This window comes from Roseomonas alba, from assembly GCF_019430885.1.
GTDB lineage: Bacteria > Pseudomonadota > Alphaproteobacteria > Acetobacterales > Acetobacteraceae > Neoroseomonas > Neoroseomonas alba.
In genome coordinates, this window is the sequence record NZ_JAHYBZ010000010.1 from 59,406 (window position 1) to 78,041 (window position 18,636).

The 18,636-nt window shown below is 70.4% G+C and carries 19 protein-coding genes; 7 read left to right on the forward strand and 12 right to left on the reverse strand.

From position 1 onward, the window contains the following. Positions 1 to 279: 279 nt before the first annotated feature. The 5 genes from modD to KPL78_RS30460 all read right to left on the reverse strand — a co-directional run bounded on the left by modD (position 280) and on the right by KPL78_RS30460 (position 5,596). On the reverse strand, positions 280 to 1,128 hold the full coding sequence (modD, locus tag KPL78_RS24945; protein WP_219765693.1) for a ModD protein: 849 nt from the start codon (positions 1,126 to 1,128) through the stop codon (positions 280 to 282). After that, positions 1,109 to 2,254: a molybdenum ABC transporter ATP-binding protein gene (gene modC / locus KPL78_RS24950; RefSeq protein ID WP_219765694.1), complete on the reverse strand. Its 1,146-nt coding sequence runs from the start codon at positions 2,252 to 2,254 to the stop codon at positions 1,109 to 1,111. The genes modD and modC overlap by 20 nt, the downstream gene beginning before the upstream one ends. Then, positions 2,254 to 2,952 carry a molybdate ABC transporter permease subunit gene (gene modB, locus KPL78_RS24955; RefSeq protein ID WP_219765695.1) on the reverse strand — a complete coding sequence of 233 codons (699 nt, stop codon included), beginning with the start codon at positions 2,950 to 2,952 and terminating at the stop codon, positions 2,254 to 2,256. The genes modC and modB overlap by 1 nt, the downstream gene beginning before the upstream one ends. Before the next feature lie 553 nt (positions 2,953 to 3,505). Further along, entirely contained in the window at positions 3,506 to 4,276 is a 771-nt protein-coding gene (gene modA / locus KPL78_RS24960; RefSeq protein ID WP_219765696.1) for a molybdate ABC transporter substrate-binding protein, read from the reverse strand. A 63-nt stretch (positions 4,277 to 4,339) separates the two neighbouring features. Continuing rightward, on the reverse strand, positions 4,340 to 5,596 hold the full coding sequence (locus KPL78_RS30460; RefSeq protein ID WP_255569422.1) for a DUF2325 domain-containing protein: 1,257 nt from the start codon (positions 5,594 to 5,596) through the stop codon (positions 4,340 to 4,342). Positions 5,597 to 5,717: 121 nt separating this feature from the next. Here KPL78_RS30460 and KPL78_RS24970 point away from each other — a divergent pair, with 121 nt between their 5' ends. After that, entirely contained in the window at positions 5,718 to 7,208 is a 1,491-nt protein-coding gene (locus tag KPL78_RS24970; protein WP_219765697.1) for an aldehyde dehydrogenase family protein, read from the forward strand. Beyond that, the gene (locus KPL78_RS24975; RefSeq protein ID WP_255569440.1) at positions 7,208 to 8,017 is read left to right on the forward strand and encodes a substrate-binding domain-containing protein; all 810 of its coding nucleotides are present in this window, start codon (positions 7,208 to 7,210) and stop codon (positions 8,015 to 8,017) included. Before KPL78_RS24970 ends, KPL78_RS24975 begins: the two co-directional genes overlap by 1 nt. A 359-nt stretch (positions 8,018 to 8,376) precedes the next feature. On the opposite strand, the gene gluQRS is transcribed toward KPL78_RS24975, so the two are convergent. Further along, positions 8,377 to 9,246, reverse strand: coding sequence for a tRNA glutamyl-Q(34) synthetase GluQRS (gene gluQRS, locus KPL78_RS24980; protein ID WP_219765699.1), 870 nt, complete (start codon positions 9,244 to 9,246; stop codon positions 8,377 to 8,379). A 51-nt stretch (positions 9,247 to 9,297) separates the two neighbouring features. Here gluQRS and KPL78_RS24985 point away from each other — a divergent pair, with 51 nt between their 5' ends. The 3 genes from KPL78_RS24985 (at position 9,298) to KPL78_RS24995 (ending at position 11,530) form a co-directional block, all read left to right on the forward strand. Beyond that, entirely contained in the window at positions 9,298 to 9,957 is a 660-nt protein-coding gene (locus KPL78_RS24985; RefSeq protein ID WP_219765700.1) for an alpha/beta hydrolase, read from the forward strand. A gap of 150 nt (positions 9,958 to 10,107) precedes the next feature. Then, positions 10,108 to 10,683, forward strand: a complete 576-nt coding sequence (locus KPL78_RS24990) for an HNH endonuclease (RefSeq protein WP_219765701.1) — start codon at positions 10,108 to 10,110, stop codon at positions 10,681 to 10,683. Between the two features lie 31 nt (positions 10,684 to 10,714). Continuing rightward, a complete protein-coding gene (locus KPL78_RS24995) occupies positions 10,715 to 11,530 on the forward strand; it encodes a M15 family metallopeptidase (protein ID WP_219765702.1) in 816 nt (271 codons plus the stop codon). A gap of 15 nt (positions 11,531 to 11,545) precedes the next feature. On the opposite strand, the gene KPL78_RS30465 is transcribed toward KPL78_RS24995, so the two are convergent. The 6 genes from KPL78_RS30465 to KPL78_RS25025 all read right to left on the reverse strand — a co-directional run bounded on the left by KPL78_RS30465 (position 11,546) and on the right by KPL78_RS25025 (position 17,351). Further along, entirely contained in the window at positions 11,546 to 12,409 is an 864-nt protein-coding gene (locus KPL78_RS30465; protein WP_255569423.1) for a DUF2272 domain-containing protein, read from the reverse strand. A gap of 211 nt (positions 12,410 to 12,620) precedes the next feature. Then, positions 12,621 to 13,739, reverse strand: a complete 1,119-nt coding sequence (locus tag KPL78_RS25005; RefSeq protein WP_219765703.1) for a 2OG-Fe(II) oxygenase — start codon at positions 13,737 to 13,739, stop codon at positions 12,621 to 12,623. Between the two features lie 44 nt (positions 13,740 to 13,783). Continuing rightward, positions 13,784 to 14,626 carry a carbohydrate ABC transporter permease gene (locus KPL78_RS25010; protein WP_219765704.1) on the reverse strand — a complete coding sequence of 281 codons (843 nt, stop codon included), beginning with the start codon at positions 14,624 to 14,626 and terminating at the stop codon, positions 13,784 to 13,786. Further along, positions 14,623 to 15,531 (reverse strand): carbohydrate ABC transporter permease, encoded by a 909-nt coding sequence (locus tag KPL78_RS25015; protein ID WP_219765705.1) that lies wholly within the window; start codon positions 15,529 to 15,531, stop codon positions 14,623 to 14,625. The genes KPL78_RS25010 and KPL78_RS25015 overlap by 4 nt, the downstream gene beginning before the upstream one ends. Further along, a complete protein-coding gene (locus KPL78_RS25020) occupies positions 15,531 to 16,796 on the reverse strand; it encodes an ABC transporter substrate-binding protein (protein ID WP_219765706.1) in 1,266 nt (421 codons plus the stop codon). The genes KPL78_RS25015 and KPL78_RS25020 overlap by 1 nt, the downstream gene beginning before the upstream one ends. 72 nt (positions 16,797 to 16,868) lie before the next feature. Beyond that, on the reverse strand, positions 16,869 to 17,351 hold the full coding sequence (locus tag KPL78_RS25025) for a disulfide bond formation protein B (RefSeq protein WP_219765707.1): 483 nt from the start codon (positions 17,349 to 17,351) through the stop codon (positions 16,869 to 16,871). Positions 17,352 to 17,536: 185 nt separating this feature from the next. Here KPL78_RS25025 and KPL78_RS25030 point away from each other — a divergent pair, with 185 nt between their 5' ends. Further along, positions 17,537 to 18,163, forward strand: coding sequence for a glutathione S-transferase family protein (locus KPL78_RS25030; protein ID WP_219765708.1), 627 nt, complete (start codon positions 17,537 to 17,539; stop codon positions 18,161 to 18,163). A 52-nt stretch (positions 18,164 to 18,215) separates the two neighbouring features. Then, positions 18,216 to 18,614, forward strand: a complete 399-nt coding sequence (locus tag KPL78_RS25035; RefSeq protein ID WP_219765709.1) for a cupin domain-containing protein — start codon at positions 18,216 to 18,218, stop codon at positions 18,612 to 18,614. Positions 18,615 to 18,636: the final 22 nt, after the last annotated feature.

The window sequence follows — 18,636 nt, forward strand, 5'->3', positions numbered from 1 at the left end:
CCCCTCCGGTGGCTCCTCAACCGGAGGGGGCCGTGCCCCTCCGGACCACACGGCCAGATGACAATGCCCCGTCGAAGACCCTCGAGCGGTGACCACCCGGGACGGCGCTCCGCCGAGACTTCGCGTCATGCCCCAGGCTGGCCGTCCACGACGACCTGTCGGCACACGACCCTTTCTATCGCCTCGCGCGCCATGCCTGTGCGCTTATGGGATGGAGATCCCTGTGGTCTCCTCTCGCCGAAAGCGACAGCGTGATCGGCAGAGCCTAGCGCCCCAGGCCTACACCGACGTGACCGACACCGACACATCCGCCGGCGGCGCGGCATAGGCGGCGGAGGTCACCAGCAGGTCGACGCCGGCGGCGGCGTATTCCGCCGCGTTCTTCTCGGTCACTCCGCCGGCCACGGCGATCAGCGGCCGCCTGGGCAGCCGCGCGATCGCGCGGACGGCCTCGGCCACCTGTTCCGGCGTCAGCTTGTCGAGTTGCACGGCATCGACCCCGGCGGCGGCGAATTGCGCGGCCTCGTCCACGGTTTCGGCCTCGACCTCGATCTTGCGCTCGGGCTGGGCGATGCGGAGTTGTTCCACCCACAGATGCGGCGGGGTGCGGCCCAGGAAGGCGCGGTGCTGGGCGAAGACCAGCACGCTGTCCGACAGGCCCAGCCGGTGAGGCACGCAGCCGCCGGCGGTGATCGCCTTCAGCATCACGTCCTTCGCCCCGGGCAGGTGCTTGCGCGTGCAGGCGACGGCGATGTTGGGCCTGCCCTGGCGCGCTGCGGAGAGGATCCGCCGGGCGCGGGTGGCCACGCCCGAGGCGATTTCCATCAGCGTCTGCGCGACCTTCATGCCAAGGTGGATCGCCTCCGCAGGGCCTTCGGCGATCAGAAGGTCGCCGCCTTCGTCGACCAGCGCGCCAGAACTCGCCTTGCGCCGCGCCGCGGTGCAGCCGGCGAGCAGCATGATGCGCTCGGCTTCCTCGGTGCAGCAGGCGGTCACGGTGCTTCGCGTTCGGAATGTCGCCTGGCCGGATCGTTCCCCGATGGCCAGGCCGCGCGTGGTCAGGTCGCCATAGGGAGCGTCCTCGCGCAGCATGGCCACGAGGCGATCGTCAGGAATCAGGTAGGGCATCGGAGCCTCCGGCCGCGGTCGGATGGAGGGGCGCGCCCTCCGCCACCGTTCTGTGATCGAAGGTGACGGCCTTGACCAGAGCCCAGATCGCCATGCCGGGATGCAAGGAAAGCCGTTCGACGCTGTCGCGGGTGATGCGGGCCAGCAGGTCGGATCGGCCGACGGCCAGGCGGAGGAAGACTTCCGGGCCCTCCGCGGCGGGTTGGATGTCGGCGACGATGCCTTTCAGGATGTTCTGGGTGGACAGGCCGCGGGGTTCTTCGACCGCCACCGCAACGTCCCGCGCGCGGACGCGGACGCGCAGCCTGGTGCCGGCGGGGCCGGGATGCAGGGTGGTCAACAGCGCCCCGCCGGGGAAGTCGAGCCGCGTCAGCCCCCCCTCGGTCGCGCCGGAGACGATGCAGTCGAGCAGCACGCCCGCGTCGCGCCGGGCGGCGAGCGGCAGGTCGGTGCGGGCGGCGAGCGCGCCGACCGGGCCCTCGGCCAGGACGCGGCCGGACTCCAGCAGGACCAGGTGGTCGGCGAGGGCGTCCACCTCCTCCAGCGCGTGGGTCACGTAGAGGATGGGCAGCCGCGCCGCATCGCGCAGCCGGGCCAGGAAGGGCAGGACCTCGGTCCGCCGCGCGGCGTCGAGCGCCGCCAACGGTTCGTCCATCAGCAGGATGTGCGGACGGGACAGCAGGGCCCGGCCGAGGGCGACCCGCTGGCGCTCGCCGCCGGACAGCCGCGCCGGGCGACGGTCGAGCAGATGGCCGATGCCGAGCAGGTCCACCACCTCGGCGAAGCCGGGGCCCTGCGCGTCGCGCGGGGCGCGGCGCAGGCCGTAGCGGAGATTGGTCTCGACGCTGAGATGGGGGAACAGCCGAGCATCCTGGAAGACGACGCCGCAGCGGCGGCGTTCCGGCGGCAGGTCGATCCCCGCCCGGGTGTCCAGCACCGTGGCGCCGCCCAGCACGACGCGGCCCTGTTGCGGCCGCAGCAGGCCGGCGACGGCGGCCAGCACGGTCGATTTCCCGCAGCCCGAGGGCCCGAACAGCGCCGTCACCCCCTGGGCCGGTGCCGAGAAGGCTACATCGAGGCTGAAGCCCCCATCCGGGAAGCGGTGGCGCAGCGCGATCTCGGCCATCAGCCGCGCCCGAGCAGCCGGTGCATGCGCCGCGCGACAAGTTCCGCCAACAGCAGCAGCGCGATGGCGAGGGTGAAGGAAATGGCCGCGAGGCGGCCTGCGATCGCCTCGCCCCCCGGCGTCTGGGTGGCGCTGTAGATGGCGAGCGGCAGGGTCTGGGTCTCGCCCGGAATGTTCGAGGCGAAGGTGATGACGGCGCCGAACTCACCGAGGCCGGCGGCGAAGGCTGTGACCGCGCCGGCGAGGATGCCCGGGGACATCAGCGGCAGCGTCACCGTCACAAAGCGGTCTATCGGCCCGGCGCCGAGGGTCCGCGCAGCGGCCTCGAAGCCCGGATCGACGCCTTCCAGCCCCAGCCGCACGGCGCGAACGATCAGCGGGAAGGACATCACCGCCGTCGCCAGGGCCGCGCCGTCCGTGGTGAAGACCAGGCGGATGCCGAACCAGTCGTTCAGCGGACCGCCGATCGGGCCGCGCACGCCGAACAGCATCAGCAGGCCCCAGCCCACCACCACGGGCGGGACCACCAGCGGCAGGTGCACCAGCGCATCCAGCAGCATCCGGCCGGGGAAACGGCCCCGCGCCAGCAGCCAGGCGATGGCGATGGCAGGGACCAGGGAGGTCAGGACGGAACGGGCGGCGACATCCAGACTGAGGCGGACAGCGGTCCATTCCTCGGGGGAGAGGGCGAAGGACATCAGCGGTGGCACCGGAGGAGGGCCCTGCCCTCCTCCGGACCTCCACCCGCCAAAGGCCACAGGGCCTTTGGAAACCGATACATGGCGCCCCGCGCCGCTGTCAGGATCAATGCCGGAACCCACCCTTGTGCATGATGGGCGTCATGAGGGCGCAGAATGCCCGTCGTGCCCAGCGCCGGATGGAAATTCACCCAGGCCTGCCTGATGACCGGCTTGCTTCCGCTGCTGGAATTGGAGGGGCGCCGCCCCTCCAAACCACCCCGCCACTGAGATCCCATCGCCCTTGCAAAGCAACGTCGATGGGTGGCCCTGGTGCTTGGAGCACTTGGAACGCAATCTTCCGGTGCTTGGCGCAATGCGCGTACTGCCTTCTCCAAAAACCCTTCATGCGCAAAAGCGGGTCTCGGCATCATTCCGGCAGCGGCGCACAGCATCAAATTGAGGTTTGCAAAGGCCCTTCGGCCTTTGCTGGGGAGAGCCCGAGAGGGGCAAAGCCCCTCTCGGTTCCACAATGGAGGTATCCGGACTGGAAGCGCGGCGCTCCGCCCAACCCTCACTGCGCCAGGCTGAACCCGAAGCGCTGCCAGGTGGCCCGGGCATCCGCCCCCGTGATGAAGGTGAAGAACCCGCGCGCCTCGGCGTTATTTTCACCGCGCCGGGTCACCGCGAAGGGGTAGGTGACCGGCGTGTGGCTGGCGGCGGGGAAGGTCCCGACCACGCGCACGCCCTGGCTGATCGCCGCGTCGGTGCCATAGACGATGCCATAGGGGGCCTCGCCGCGTTCGACCAGCAGCAGAGCCGAGCGGACATTGTCGGCGCGGGCGAGGCGCGGGCTGATCGCGTCCCACTGCCCCATCCAGGTCAGCGCCGCCTGGGCGTAGCGGCCGACCGGCACATGCGCCGGGTCACCTGTCGCGATGCGGCCATTGGGGCCGAGCAGGGCAAGCAGGTTCGTATCGCGTTCGAGCGTCACAGGCCGCGCGGCGTTGGCGGGAGCGACCAGCACCAGGGAATTGCCGATCGGGCTGATGCGCGTCGCGTTCACAATCAGGTTGCGTTCCTGGACATAATTCATCCAGGCCTCATCGGCCGACATGAACAGGTCGGCGGGCGCGCCCTGTTCGATCTGCCGGGCGAGGGCGGAGGAGGCCGCGAAGGAGAGGCGCGGCGCCGGATGGCCCTGCGCCGCCCAGGCCTGGCCGAGGGCGCGCATGGCATCCGTCAGGCTGGCGGCCGCGAAGACGGTCGGGCCTTCCTGGGCGCGCGCGGGGGCGGTGGCGAGGCCGAGCGCAGCAATGGCCGCGAGGAGGGCACGACGGAACATGGGCCTGAACTCCCGGTGACGTTATATCTCAATGGAAATAGCCGAAGGGCCGGCGCCCGTCCATCACTCGGCGGCGAGGGGCAGCGCCGGGGCGTCCTGTAGGGCCGCGAGCAGGCTCGCCGCGCCGGTCGAGCGCAGAGGGCGGAAGGGGCGGCCGGTCTGGCGGCAAAGCCGCTTCACGGCAAGGGCGGCGTCGTGGCTGACGCAATCGACGGGGAAGACGACCAGACTGGCGCGGCCGACCAGGCCGGCGAGCAGGGCGCTGCCCTGCTCGGCGTCGTGGTGGAGCAGCTCGGCGCCGCAGCGTTCTGCGGCACGGCGCAGAACGGCGGTCTGGCCGGACCGGCCGCCGACATAGAGGATCGTGCGCGGGGCGCCGATCGCAGGCGAGGTGGGGGAATCGTCGGTCAGGGCGGCCTCGGCGGCGGCGATCTCGCGGCGCAGGGCGTCGCGGTCGGTGGCGGCGGCGGTGGCCTCGCGCGATGCGGCGGCGGCGCGGGATTCCGCTTCGGCGCGGCGGGCTTCGGCGGCGTCGGCACGGGCGGCGAGGCGGTCGCAGCGGGCCTGGAGGGCGGCGATCAGATGGTCGGTCTCGGCCGCGGCGGCGGGGGTGGCGGCACGGCGCAGGGACTCGGCGGCCAGCATGTCCTGCAAGGCATGGATGCGGGCGTCGCGCTCGGTGATGTCGTCGCGCAGCCGCTGCTGCTGGCGCGCGACGGTGGCGCGCAGGGCGGCGATCTCGCGATCCTGTTCGGCCAGGCGGCGGATATCGGCGCGGTTCGCCGCGCCGACCAGGTGGGAGAGCATGTGTACGTCGCCGAAGACATCCGCGATCAGCGGCTGGTCGACGAGCGGATGGGTCAGCACCGCCCAATAGGCGCCGGGGATCTCGCCGGCGGCCTGGGCCTCGGCCCAGAGGCGGCGCAGGGCGGGGATGTCCTTGGCGGCATCGAAGCGGCGGATGGCGGTGCGGTGGCGATCGTCCAGCGCCTTGTTGATCAGCCGCGCCGCCACGCCCTGCGTGCCGCAGGGACCGACCGCCAGGCCGTGCAGGCGATGGTCGGAGGCATCGGCCTCGCCCTGGTTCACTTTGCGCATCAGGCGGCGCAGCGCGTCGGTGGTCAGGCAGGTGCCGATGATCGAGCAATGCAGGCTGGGCCCGAGATCCCAGATCGCCCGGCGCCGCAGCATTGCCAGGGCGGCGACGACCGGCGCGGGCCGGGCCGGCTGCCACGGTGCGCAGTCGCAGCGTTCCGTGTGGCCGAGCCGCAGCGCCCAGGCAGGCTTGCGTTCCGTCACGTCCTGGATGCTCGCCCGCATGGCTGTCCTCGTCCGGTTGTCGCGCTATATCCAATAAAGTATAACGAAACCAGATGGAGCCCCGGCAGGCAACAGGGTATGAGCCGCGCCGGAAACACCCACCCCAGCAGGAGCGAACGCCATGACGGTCGATGTGAAGCCCACGACCCACCCCTTCCTCGATGGCCGGCCGAAGCGGATGCTGATCGACGGCAAGTGGTTGGAAGCGGCCTCCGGCAAGACCTTCGCGACGATCAATCCGGCGACGGGGGAAGTGCTGGCGCAGGTCGCGGAGGGCGATGCGGAGGATATCGACCGCGCCGTCGCCGCCGCGCGTGCGGCCTTCGAGGGCGCCTGGGGCCGGACCAAGCCTTATGAGCGGCAGAACATCCTGCTGCGGCTCGCCGACCTGCTGGACAAGCATTTCGAGGAATTCGCGGCACTCGACACCATCGACATGGGGGCGCCGATCTCCCGCACGCGGGGCAACCGGCAGCGTGCGGTGGGGATGCTGCGCTACTATGCGGGACAGGCAGTCTCGATCCATGGCGAGACAATCGAGAATTCGCTGCCCGGCGAATATGTCTCCTACACGCTGAAGGAGCCGGTTGGCGTGGTCGGCGCCATCATTCCGTGGAACGCGCCGCTGTCGTCCTCGATCTGGAAGATCGGGCCGGCGATCGCGACGGGCTGCTGTGTCGTGCTGAAGCCGGCCGAGGAAGCGCCGCTGACGCCGCTGCGCCTCGGCGAGCTGTGCCTCGAAGCCGGCGTGCCGCCGGGGGTGGTGAACGTCGTGCCGGGCTTCGGCGAGACGGCGGGGGCGGCGCTTGCCGCGCATCGCGGCGTGGACAAGGTGGCCTTCACCGGGTCGCACGTCACCGGGCAGAAGATCATCCAGGCCTCGGCGGGAAATCTGAAGCGGGTGTCGCTGGAACTGGGCGGCAAGAGCCCGGACGTGGTCTTCGCCGATGCCGATCTGGACGCCGCAGTGCCGGGTGCGGCGATGGCCGTCTTCGCCAATTCGGGGCAGATCTGCAGCGCCGGCACGCGGCTGTTCGTCGAGCGCAAGGTCTATGAGGAATTCACCGCTCGCGTTGCCGAATACGGGCGGGCGCTGCGCGTGGGCGACGGGCGCGACGATGCGACGCAGGTCGGGCCGCTGGTGTCGGTGGAACAGCTCGATCGCGTGACGGGGTATCTGGCGATCGGGCGGCAGGAAGGGGCGACGCCGCTCGCCGGCGGCGAACGCCTGACCGAGGGCGCGCTGTCCAAGGGCTTCTTCGTGCCGCCGACCGTCTTCGCGAATGTCCACGACGAGATGCGCATCGCGCAGGAGGAGATCTTCGGGCCGGTGATCTCCGCCATTCCCTTCGACGACATCGAGGAAGTAGCGAAGCGCGCCAATGCGACGCAGTTCGGCCTCGGCAGCGGGCTGTGGACGCGCGACGTGTCCAAGGCGCACCGGCTGGCGCGGGCGATCCGCGCCGGGTCGGTGTGGATCAACTGCTACCAGGCGATGGACCCGGCCGTGCCCTTCGGCGGCTACAAGATGAGCGGGTATGGGCGCGAGGGCGGCAAGGATCACGTCAACGAGTATCTGAACGTGAAGGCGGTGTGGATCCGCACGGCGTGATGCGCGTCCTCCGCCGCATCGCGCTGGCCTGCGCACTGCTGCTGCCCGCCGCGGCCCGGGCGCAGGAGCCGGTGCGCCTGGTGGCCGCGGGCAGCCTGACCGCGTCGCTGGGCGAGGTGGCGCAGGCCTTCGCGGCAATGCCTGGTGGCGCGCCGGTCGTGACCCGCTTCGGACCGTCCGGCCTGATGCGGGAGGGGATCGAGGCCGGCGCCATTCCCGCCGATGTCTTCTTCTCGGCGAGCCTCGATCACGCGCAGCGCCTGGAGCGCGACGGGCGGACCGTCGCGCCCGCGGTGATCTTCGTGCGCAACCGGCTGTGTCTGATCACGCGGCCGGGTCTTACCGTGCCGACCGGGCAGGTGCTGGACGCGCTGCTCGATTCGGCGGTGAAGCTGGGTACCTCCACGCCGCGGGCCGACCCGTCTGGCGACTATGCCTGGGCGCTGTTCCGCCGGGCGGAGCTGCTGCGGCCCGGGGCGCAGGCGGCGTTGGAGGCGAAGGCGCTGCAACTCGTTGGCGGGCCGAATTCGCCGACGCCGCCGGCCGGCATCGGCGCGGTCGCCTGGAATTTCCGCGCGGGGCGCATGGATGTGTTTCTTGGCTATTGCACCTCGGGGGCGCTGGCGCGTGCCGAACTGCCGGGGATCGGCGTGCAGGACCTGCCCGAGGCGCTGGCGGTCGGCGCGGATTATGGGATGGCGCTGCTGTCGGGCCGGCCGGAGGCGGTGCGGCTGTCACTGTTCGCCCTGTCGCCGGCAGGGCAGGCAATCCTCGCGCGGCATGGGTTCGCTGCGGTAGCGGCGGAGTAAGGGAAACGGCAGGACCCTTCTGCGCCACCTCGGCACGGAACCCATTCGCGTCTCATGGCGTGGGCCGGACGGCTCGATCCGGGCGCTCAGCCACAGGCCAGGCATGACCTGGAAACGTCGATCGCAGCGAGGAGAGCGGCGCCCACCTTCTCCCCGTCTGGTGCGAGCGGCCTTCGTGGCGGGCGGTCCAGGTGACTGGGCGGATGGATGGATCGGCCGGCGAGGACCCGCGCTCGGCCAGGTCCTCCATGTCCCCGTGATGTCCCGCTCTCTCAACCGTCTCCGCGCGCCTGCCGACGCCGGCGGCATCTGAGTGGCAGGGCTCGGAGAAGGTCTGTCCTCTCCTTTCCACCGCGCCATCAGTCCGACCTCATCGGACCCGCCCCCTCCGCCATCCGCAGCACCTCCTCCGCGCTGACGCCGCTCTCCCGCAGGGCCCGGATCGTCGCGGCCCTGTCGCGCTTCGCAAGCCGCTTCCCGGAGGCATCCACCAGCAGCCCGTGATGGGCGTAGCGCGGCTCCGGCCAGCCCATCAGCGCCTGCAATAGCCGATGCAGATCGGTCGCCGGCTTCAGGTCCTCCCCGCGCGTCACCAGCGTTACGCCCTGCAACGCGTCGTCATGCGTCACGCAAAGATGGTAGGAGGCCGGGACGTCCTTGCGCGCCAGCACCACATCCCCGAACTGCGCGGGATGGCAGCACAGGCGGCCGAAGCCTTCCTCGCAATAGCAGAGCCGCGTCGGGACCGTCGCGAGCGCCGCCGCCATGTCGAGCCGCAGCGCATGCGGTTCCCCGCGCGCGATGCGGGCCGCGCGTTCAGCCGGTGACAGAAGCCGGCAGGTGCCGGGATAGAGTGGCCCATCGGGCCCATGCGGCGCGGAGGCGCTCGCGGCGATCTCTCGCGCAATGTCGGCGCGCGTGCAGAAGCAGGGATAGAGCAGCCCGCGCGCCGACAGCGCATCCAGCACAACGCGATAGTCGGACAGGTGTTCCGACTGCACCCGCACGGGGCCGTCCCAGCTCAGGCCGAGCCAGGTCAGGTCCTCCAGGATCGCCTCGGTGAATTCGGGGCGGCAGCGGGTCGGGTCGATATCCTCGATACGCAGCATGAAGCGGCCGCCTGCCTCGCGCGCGCGGCGCCAGGCGAAGGCGGCCGAATGGACATGACCGAGATGCAGATGCCCTGTCGGGCTCGGCGCGAAACGGGTGACGATGGCGGTTGCGCCCATGCGTCACACCCGGTAGCGGGCAAGGAACAGGCTGGGCAAGGGGGATCGCGCATGGACGGGCTGGACGGGCCGCGCTTCGGGCCGAAGGACGGCGATGCGCCAGACGCGCTGGTGGTGCTCGTCCATGGCTTCGGTGCGGATGGGAACGACCTGATCGACCTGGGCGCCATGTGGGCCGAGGCGGTACCCCGCGCGCTTTTCGTCGCGCCGCATGCGCCGCAGCCCTGTGACGGGATTCCCTATGGCCGGCAGTGGTTCCCGTTGTGGGACCGATCCCCGATGCAGTTGGAAGCCGGCGTGGAAGCCGCGGCCGCGACGCTCGGCCGGTTCGTGGCACAGGAGGCCGCGCGGCTCGTCCTGTCGCCAGGACGGGTGGCGCTGATGGGATTCAGCCAGGGCGCGATGACGGTGCTTGAGGCCGGGCTCCGCGGGGCGGTGCCGGATCCCGCCTGCATCCTCGCCTATTCCGGCGGCATGATCGGCGCGGACCGGCTTGCCGAACGCATCCGCGGCCAGCCGCCCGTCCTGCTGGTTCATGGCGAGGCCGACGAGGTCGTGCCCGTCGCGGCCACCCGCATGGCGGAATCAGCCCTGATCGATGCCGGCGTACCGGTGCGCGCCCTGTACCGTCCCGGCCTCGGCCATGGGCTGGACGAGGTCGGCTTGGCTGCGGGCGCGGAGGTCCTGCGCCGCATGCTGTCCCCAACATGACAGGCCATTGAAACCTCTCGCCCGAGGCTTGCGACGCCCCGCGCCGCATGTCATGCATGCGTCCGATACGCGGCGGCGCCACATCATCTGGGGCCTTTCCGCCGGGTCAGGCCCCAAGTCTTGGTGGCGCACCGCTGGAAGGAGCGGCGCTTGCCTGACGGCGGACAGTTCTCCGGTGGTCAGTCCTATCCAGCCCTGGTGCTGAATGCGGACTTTCGCCCGCTCTCCTACTTCCCGCTCTCCATCTGGTCCTGGCAGGACGCGGTGAAAGCGGTGTTCCTCGATCGCGTCTCGGTGCTGAGCGAATACGAGGTGGAGGTGCATTCCCCCTCCCTCGCCTTCCGCCTGCCCTCGGTGATCGCGCTCAAGGAATTCATCCCCGCGGCGCGGCGGCCGGCCTTCACGCGGTTCAACGTCTTCCTGCGCGACAGCTTCGAATGCCAGTATTGCGGTGATGGCCGCCCAACGCCGGAACTGACCTTCGACCACGTCATCCCCCGCTCCCGCGGCGGACGGACGAGCTGGGAGAACGTCGTCACCGCCTGCGGGCCGTGCAACCTGCGCAAGGGCAGCCGCCTGCCACGCGAATGCGCGATGATCCCACGCCAGGAACCGCGCCAGCCCACCTCGTGGGAATTACAGGAGAATGGCCGGTCCTTTCCGCCGAACTACCTGCATGAATCCTGGCGCGACTACCTTTATTGGGATGCGGAACTGGAAGGCTGATCGGCGGCGCATCGCGCCCGGAGAACATCGCATGGCGGGCGTCGAGCGGCGGCTGTTCCTGGGCGGTCTTGCCGCGCTGGCCGGGTGCGGCAGTCCGGATGCCGGCGCTACGCAAGCCTCCGGGACAACCGGCGCTGCGCCGGTCGATGTCGTCCGATCCCGGCTCCCCCGCCTGATCGCCGCGTACCCGGATCACCTGGCGCGACCCGAAGGCGACACACTCGTCTGGACCGATGGCACGCGCATGCCGATCGGCACCGGCCAACCCGCGCGCCCCTTCGCGGAGATGCTGGCCTCGGCAACCATCGCCGACCAGCTCCGCCAGACCTACGAACCCGGCCCGATGACGCTGCCGCCGCCGCGCGACCACAGCCCGGGCCGCCTGCGCAACACCGCCTTCTTCCTGAAGATGTATGGCGACTGCCGACAGGGCGACACCGCCCTGCATCTGCGTCCCGTCACCTGGATGCCGCGCACCAGGCCGCAAACGCTGCGCGTGACCACGGTCAACGATGTCGCCTCACGCCTGGAACGGGTGATCGACGCGCTGGAGGCCATGCCCGACCGCTTCAGGGCCTACCTCGTTCCCTCCGCCGGGACCTACAATTGCCGTGCCGTGGCCGATACTGGACTGCCCAGCGTGCATGGCTTCGGCGCGGCGATCGACATCGCCGTGCGGCAATCCGACTATTGGGCCTGGACGCGGACACGCGGCGACATCGCCTATCGCAACCGCATCCCGCCCGAGATCGTCGAAGTCTTCGAGGCGGAGCGCTTCATCTGGGGCGGCAAATGGTATCACTACGACACCATGCACTTCGAATACCGCCCGGAGCTCTTCGCCTGACGCCGCGCTCCGGCGTCACTCGGCCGAGGCGACCGGGACCGGTGCCGTCTCCCGCCGCGCGGCGAGGATCACGATGAAGGACGGCCTGCCGAAGGGTGCTGGCAGCACGCGCCCCTCGCTGTCGGCCGGGAAACGTCGCAGCGCAACCATGCCCTGCACATTGCCGCCGATCGCCTCGACAAAGCCGGCGCGCGTGCGGATCACCACATCGCAATGCATCGGCCGCGGTCGCCCGCGTTCAGCGATGCGCGCGGTCCAGTGTGGCAGCCGCACATAGGCCCGATCGGCGCAGAGAAGATCCCCCTCGACCGGGGCGTAGTCTTCCGGCGCGCGGGGCAGATAGGCCGCATGCTCCGGGTCGGCGGCGGCGTGCATGATGACCGCGTCGATGTAGCGCGCATGGCGGGATGAGGAGGGCAGGTCACTTTCCGGCACCCCCGCCCGCCGCGCCACCGAGGAGATGAAGGCCGCCGACCAGGCCGGGTAATCATAGAAAGCGATGTCGTCCAGCCCGAAGACGGCACGCGGACCGCCCCCGGCACCGCCATCCTCGCCCTCGCCTGCCATCTCCGCGTTGATGCGCTGTTCGAGGGCGACCATGCCGGCGCGCCGGTTCTCCAGTTGCTGCGCGATCCGATACCCGCCGGGCAGCGTATTCCAGTAGGAGAGGAGCATCTCGAAGCGCTCGGGTGTGGCTGCCGTGTTGGCCGGGCGCTCATCCGGCCAGCCGACGATCACGGTGCGGCCCCAGGCCTCCCATTCCGCATAGGCGGCGCGCGCCAGCGGCGCGTTGGGCGGCGCTTCGACTGTGGCCGGGGGCCGCGGCCCCGCGCAGGCGGCAAGGCCGAGCACCAGCAGGAAAACGCGTATCGGCGGCATCGCGGAACAATCTGGTCAGGTCGGCTGCCTCTCGCATAGATGCGCGGCGTTCGCCAGCCGCTGAATCACACGACGCGACGCAAGAATTGGCGAAGGTCTTGCCGAGTCACGGCGGGCGGGCCGGCAGGTTCGGAGGGGCCGCCCAGTCCGATCCGGCCGGGTCACCGGCGACGCCTCTCGGCCTTCGCGCCCGGAGCACAGCCTCTCCGACCTACCCCGCCTTCGCCTGCCCGGACTGATACGCCCCGACGCCGTCCCCCAGCTTCGCGTTGTTCTGTTCACGCAGCCGCGCCGCGGCCTCGTCGTAGAGAAAGGGCAGGAAGGCGTAGCGTCGCCCGGCCGTGACCGGCAGCGCCTGGTGCAGCAGGGAGCAGGAGAACACCACCGCCCCTCCCGTCGGCGCCCGCCAGGATCGCGGCCCGTATTCGGGGAAGCGCAGCTCGCCGCCTTCGAAATCCTCGGCGTTGAGGTTGATCGTCACGGCGAAGCGGCGGTGCGCCGTGCCGGCCGTGGTGTTGTCGCGATGGGCGCCGAAATGGCCCCGCTCGGCCGAATCGTAGCAGGCGACGATGTAGCGCTCCATGCGGGTCGCGTGGAAATGGTGGACCTTCAGCAGTTCGGGCACGACGCGACGCAGGATGGCGTTACGCGCGGCGATGCGCAGGCCCTCATCGGCGATGGCACAGTCGGCGCGGCGCTTCAGCGCGGGATCGAAGACGCCGACGGTCTTGCCGTTCACCTCCCGCATGAAGCCGGAGGGCGTGCCGCCCTGTTCCTCGTAATGCGCGATCAGGGCGCGGCACAGCCCGGGGTCGAAGATGCGCGGCAGCACCAGCACCGGCGGCGGGATGTCGATGCCGCCATGCTGCACGGCCGGCGGCAGGGCGGCGATGTGGTTCAGCATCGCCTCGACCTGGCTGAGCGGGCGTGTCTCGATCACGCGCAGCATGGGATCCAGCAGGACGAAGGCCGGGGCGTAGACCTCAGACCCCTCGATCCGGTCCGGATCCTTGCGGATCACGCCGTAGTCGCGACCGACCTTGCCGTTCAGGTCGAACAGGAAGCGGATGCCGGGCAGCGAAGGCTGGACGCGCCCCTGCTCGCGATCGGCCGGATCGACGCTGATGCCGAAGAAGCAGGCGTTCTCGTCATCGAACAGGGCGCGGCGGGCAGCTACCGCGGCCAGCGCGGCCTGTGCCTCGGGCCGCGCCGCGGACCCGATGAAGGCCAGCAGCACGTAGCGGCCAGCCACGGAATGGAAGGCGTAGTTCGGGTTGTCCGTGGAGGGCAGGGAGAACCAGGGGGCGGGATCGCCGGGGTGAAGGGTCATGGCGGGGAAGGCTATTTCGCGCCAGCGTCGTTCGGCAACGGGCATCATCCCTTCACCGCACCGGCCGTCAGCCCTGCCACGATGCGGCGCTGGAAGACCAGCACGAGCAGGATCAGCGGCACCGTCACGATCACCGACGCCGCCATGATCCGCCCCCAGGGCAGTTCGAAGCTGCTCGCCCCACTGATCAGCGCGATGGCGACCGGCACGGTGCGCATGTCGTCCGTCAGGGTGAAGGTCAGGGCGAAGAGGAACTCGTTCCAGGCGGCGATGAAGGCGAGCAGCCCGGTCGTCGCCAGCGCCGGGCCCATCAGAGGCAGGAAGACGCGCGTCAGCACCACCCAGGGCGTGGCGCCGTCCATCACGGCGGCTTCCTCGAGCTCGCGCGGCATTTCCCGCATGAAGGTGGTCAGCACCCAGACGGTGAAGGGCAGCGTGAAGATCAGGTAGGAGAAGACCAGGCTTCCGAGCGAATTGTAGAGGCCGAGCCAGCGGATCAGCTCGAACAGCCCCGACAGCACCGCGACCTGCGGGAACATCGACACGGCGAGGATCGCGGCGAGCAGCACGCCGCGCCCGCGGAAGGCGACGCGCCCGAGCGCGAAGGCGGCAGTGGCGCCGAGGCACAGCGACACCGCGACGACGGATGTGGCGACGATCACCGAATTGAGGATGTTCCGCCCGAAGGGCCGGTCGCGGAAGACGGCGACGTAGTTGCCCCAGGCCGGGTGGGCCGGCCAGGGCTCTGCCCCGAACAGCGCACTGCCCGATTTCAGCGAGGTGACGATCGCCCAGTAGAAGGGGAACACTGTGTAGAATGCGATCAGCAGCATCAGCAGCACGAAGAGCACGCGCCCGATGTGGCGGCGCAGCCGGCGCGCGCTCATCGCCCGCCCTCCGCCGCGCCGAGCCGCACCCGCCCGGCCGTGAGCAGCAGCGCGGTGGCGAGCGCGATGATCAGGAACAGCCCCGTCGCCGCGGCCGATCCGAAGCCGATATCCTGGAACTCGACGAGCTGCTGGCGCGCATAGACGGACATGGACGCCGTCGCCGCGCTGTTGCCGGTCAGCACATACATCAGGTCGAAGACGCGCAGTGCATCGAGCGTGCGGAAAATGACCGCGACCATCAGCGCCGGGCGGATCAGCGGCAGGGTCAGGCGGAAGAAGCGCCCCACCGGGCCGAGACCATCGATATCCGCGGCCTCGTAGATCTCATCCGGCAGCAATTGCAGTGCGGCGAGGATCAGCAACGTCATGAAAGGCGTGGTCTTCCACACATCCACCGCGACCACCGCCCACAGCGCGAGGTCCGGATCCGCCGTCCAGGCCAGCGGCCGTTCGACGAGGCCGAGCGCGAGCAACGCCTGGTTCACGACCCCCACCTGGTCGTGCAGCATCCAGCCCCAGATCTGCGCCGAGACCACGGTCGGAATCGCCCAGGGGATCAGCATCGCCGCGCGCAGCATGCCGCGCCCGCGCATGCGTTCGTTCAGCGCGAGCGCGATGACGAGGCCGAGCAGCGTCTCGCAGGTGACGGAGGCCACCGCGAAAACCACGGTGTTGCGCACTGCGTTCCACCAATCCGGGTCCTCGATCAGCAGCAGGTAGTTGGACAGCCCGACGAAGGCCGGTGCGGCGGTCTCGTCGAGCCGTGCATCGGTCAGCGAGAACCAGATGGTCCGCGCGAGCGGCCAGCCGGCGACGAGCAGCACCGCCACCACCGCCGGCAGCAGGAACCACCAGGCCGCGCGGCGCCGTTCCAGTGCGAGCGCCGAAAGCCCGGCGCTCATCACCACCCCCCGGCGCGTTGAAGCCGTTGCAGCCGGGCGGCGAGCCGATGCAACGTGGACGCGGCTTCGGCGCGGCCACTCAGCACGGTGTGGACGGCGTTGCGGAACTCCGCGGAGACCTGATTGTAGTGCGTGCCCGTCGCGGCGGAGGGACGCGCCACCGCATTCTCGAAGGTGTCGCGCAGCGCGCCGAAGAAGGGGTTGGCGGCCAGCACCTCGGGGTCGTCATACAGGTCGCGCCAGGTCGGATTCAGCCCGCCGGCGATGGCGCGCCGCTTCTGCTCGGCGCGCGAGGTCAGATAGACGACCAGCGACGCCGCCTCCTCCGGATGCTGCGAGTAGCGCGACACGGCAAGCTGCTCGCCACCCAGAGTCGCGCTGTGCCGGCCATCCGGGCCGCCGCCCCGCGGCAGCACCGCGACGCCGACCTTCCCGCGCACCGGGCTGTCCTCGGCATTCAGCAGTGGCCAGGCATAGGGCCAGTTGCGCATGAAGACGGCGTTGCCGGGCTGGAAGACGGCGCGCGTCTCCTCCTCGGCATAGTTCAACACGCCGAAGGGCGCGATGGTGCCGATCCAGCCGGCGGCCTGCGCCAGCGCGGCGGCGGCCTGAGGGTTGTCGATGGTGATGCGGCCCTCGGGATCGACGATGGTCCCGCCGCCATGGCTGTTCACCCATTCCAGGGCGTTGACCGTCAGCCCCTCATAGGCGCGGGCCTGGAAGACGAAGCCCCACATCCGCGCGTGGCCGGCGGCGCGCTCGGCGTCGGTGATGCGCTGCGCCGTCTCGGTCAGCTCGGCCCAGGTTTCGGGCACGCGGCGGCCATATGACTCCAGCAGGTCGCGACGGTAGTAGAGGACGCCCGCGGCGGTGAACCAGGGCAGCGCCACGAGCCGGCCGTCCACCATGTCGTTCTCGATCATCGCGGCAAACTGCGCGGCGCGGTCGCCCTCGCTCAGCCGGTCGGACAGATCCACCAGGTGCCGGGCGAGGATGCCGGGCCAGACCACGTCGATCTGCAGGACGTCGATGTCGGGCGACCGCGCGGCCAGCAATTGCTGATACAGGGCCAGCCGCTCCGTCGCGCCCGCCGGCGTCGAGATCATCGATACGCGATTGCCGGTCTCGCGCGCCCAGGTCTCGGCGCCCTCGCGGCAGAGCTGCGCCTCGATCCCGACCGCGCCGCAGGACACGGCGAGCGTGACCTCGGCGCGCGCCGGCAGTGTCGTGATCAAGGCGCAGAACAGCGCCAGGGCGGCTCGCATGTCTGGCCCCTCCCTCCCGGTAGCCCGCGGAGTGTAACGCGGGTCGGTGGGAAGGGTTGAATCGGCCCCCGTTTAGCGCCTGGCGAGCCGCCGCGCGAAGACCAGCGCCAGCCCGCCCAGCCCGAGCGCATAGAGCAGGTTCATCGCCGCCATCGACACCGGCAGGCCGGGGATCAGGTAGGTCGGTTCGTCGCAGGGCTTGGCCGGCGCCACGGCAAGGCTGCGCATCATGTCGTCGATGCTCTGCGTCGCCGGGCCGGCGGTCGGGGCCGCGCAGCCTGGCAGGGGGGATGGCCACCAATGCTGCTCGACCCCCACATGCAAGGCGGCGATGGCGCCGGAAACGAGGATGCTGACCCCGGACAGCGCCACCAGCGCCACCCGCAGGCGCCCCGGCAGCACCACGCCGAGTGCGGCCAGCACCGCCGCGATGCGATAGGGCCATCGCTGCCACAGGCACAGGATGCAGGGGGCGAGACCCCACCAGCTCTCGCTGGCCTGGGCGAAGAGGGGGGCGGCGATCGCGAGGACCGCGATCAGCAGGGCATAGGGCATGGCAGCGTTCTCGCGCCGCGGCGCCGCCGGCGCAACTGGACCGGCGGGCGGACCGCGCCTGGGACAGATACCGCCCGGCCGGAATCACCCGGGCGGGTGAAGATGCCCGCGCAAACGAAGCGAGAACGGTTCCACCCTCGCTGGAACCGCTCTAGCCTCCCCGCCGCGACCATCGGGGGAATGCCATGCTGAAGCTGTGGGGCCGGGCGAGTTCGAGCAATGTCATGAAGGTCCTCTGGGCCCTCACCGAACTTGGCCTGGATTACGAGCGCATCGACGCCGGCGGCGCCTTCGGCAAGACCAAGGACCCCGCCTACCGCGCCATGAACCCCATGGGCCTGGTCCCGACGCTCGAGGAGGAGGACGGCTGGTCGGCCTGGGAGAGCAACACGATCTGCCGCTACCTGTGCAACGCGCATGCGCCGGGCAGCACGCTGTATCCGACCGAACCCCGCGCCCGCGCGGCGGTCGAGACCTGGATGGACTGGCAGACCAGCCACCTGACCTCCCCGCTGGTGACCATCTTCTTCACCCATATCCGGGTGCCCGAGCCCGATCGCGACTGGGCGGCGGAGAAGAAGGCGCGCGAGGATGCCGGCCGCCTGTGGAAGATCGTGGACCGCGCGCTGGAAGGGAAACGCTTCCTCTGCGGGGATCACGTGACGCTGGCGGACATCGCGCTCGGCTGCTGGGTGTATCGCTGGTTCGCCCTGCCGATCGAAAGGCCGGACCTGCCGAACCTCGCGCGCTACTATGAGGCGTTGAAGACGCGGCCCGGCTTCGTGACGCACGTCGCCCTGCCGCTGGAGTGAATGCCAGGCAGGGGGACCCAACCCCCCGCCTGAGGAACGGAGGAAACGAACCATGGCGGCGACAACGACCAGTCACGCGAAGGACGCCCATTTCGAACGGGGGCTGCGTGCCTTCTTCGAATACCGCGACCTCGGCATCAGGCAGGCCACAGAAGGCGCCTTCGGCGCCCATGTGATCCGCGCCATCCCGGGCGAGCATGCCACCGGCCAGTGGCACACCCACGACCTGCCCTTCCAGATGTTCTTCGTGCTGAAGGGCTGGGTGAAGTTCGAGTACGAGGATATCGGCGAAAAGACCTTCCAGGCCGGGGATTGCTGCTACCAGCCCCGCCTGGTCCGGCATCGCGAGATCGACCATTCCGAGGATGTCGAAATCCTGGAGATCACCGGCCCTGCCGAGTTCGAGACGAAGAACGTCCCGGCCCCGGAAAAGGCCGCGGCGGCGGAGTAACCTCCGCCGGGCTGGACGGCGT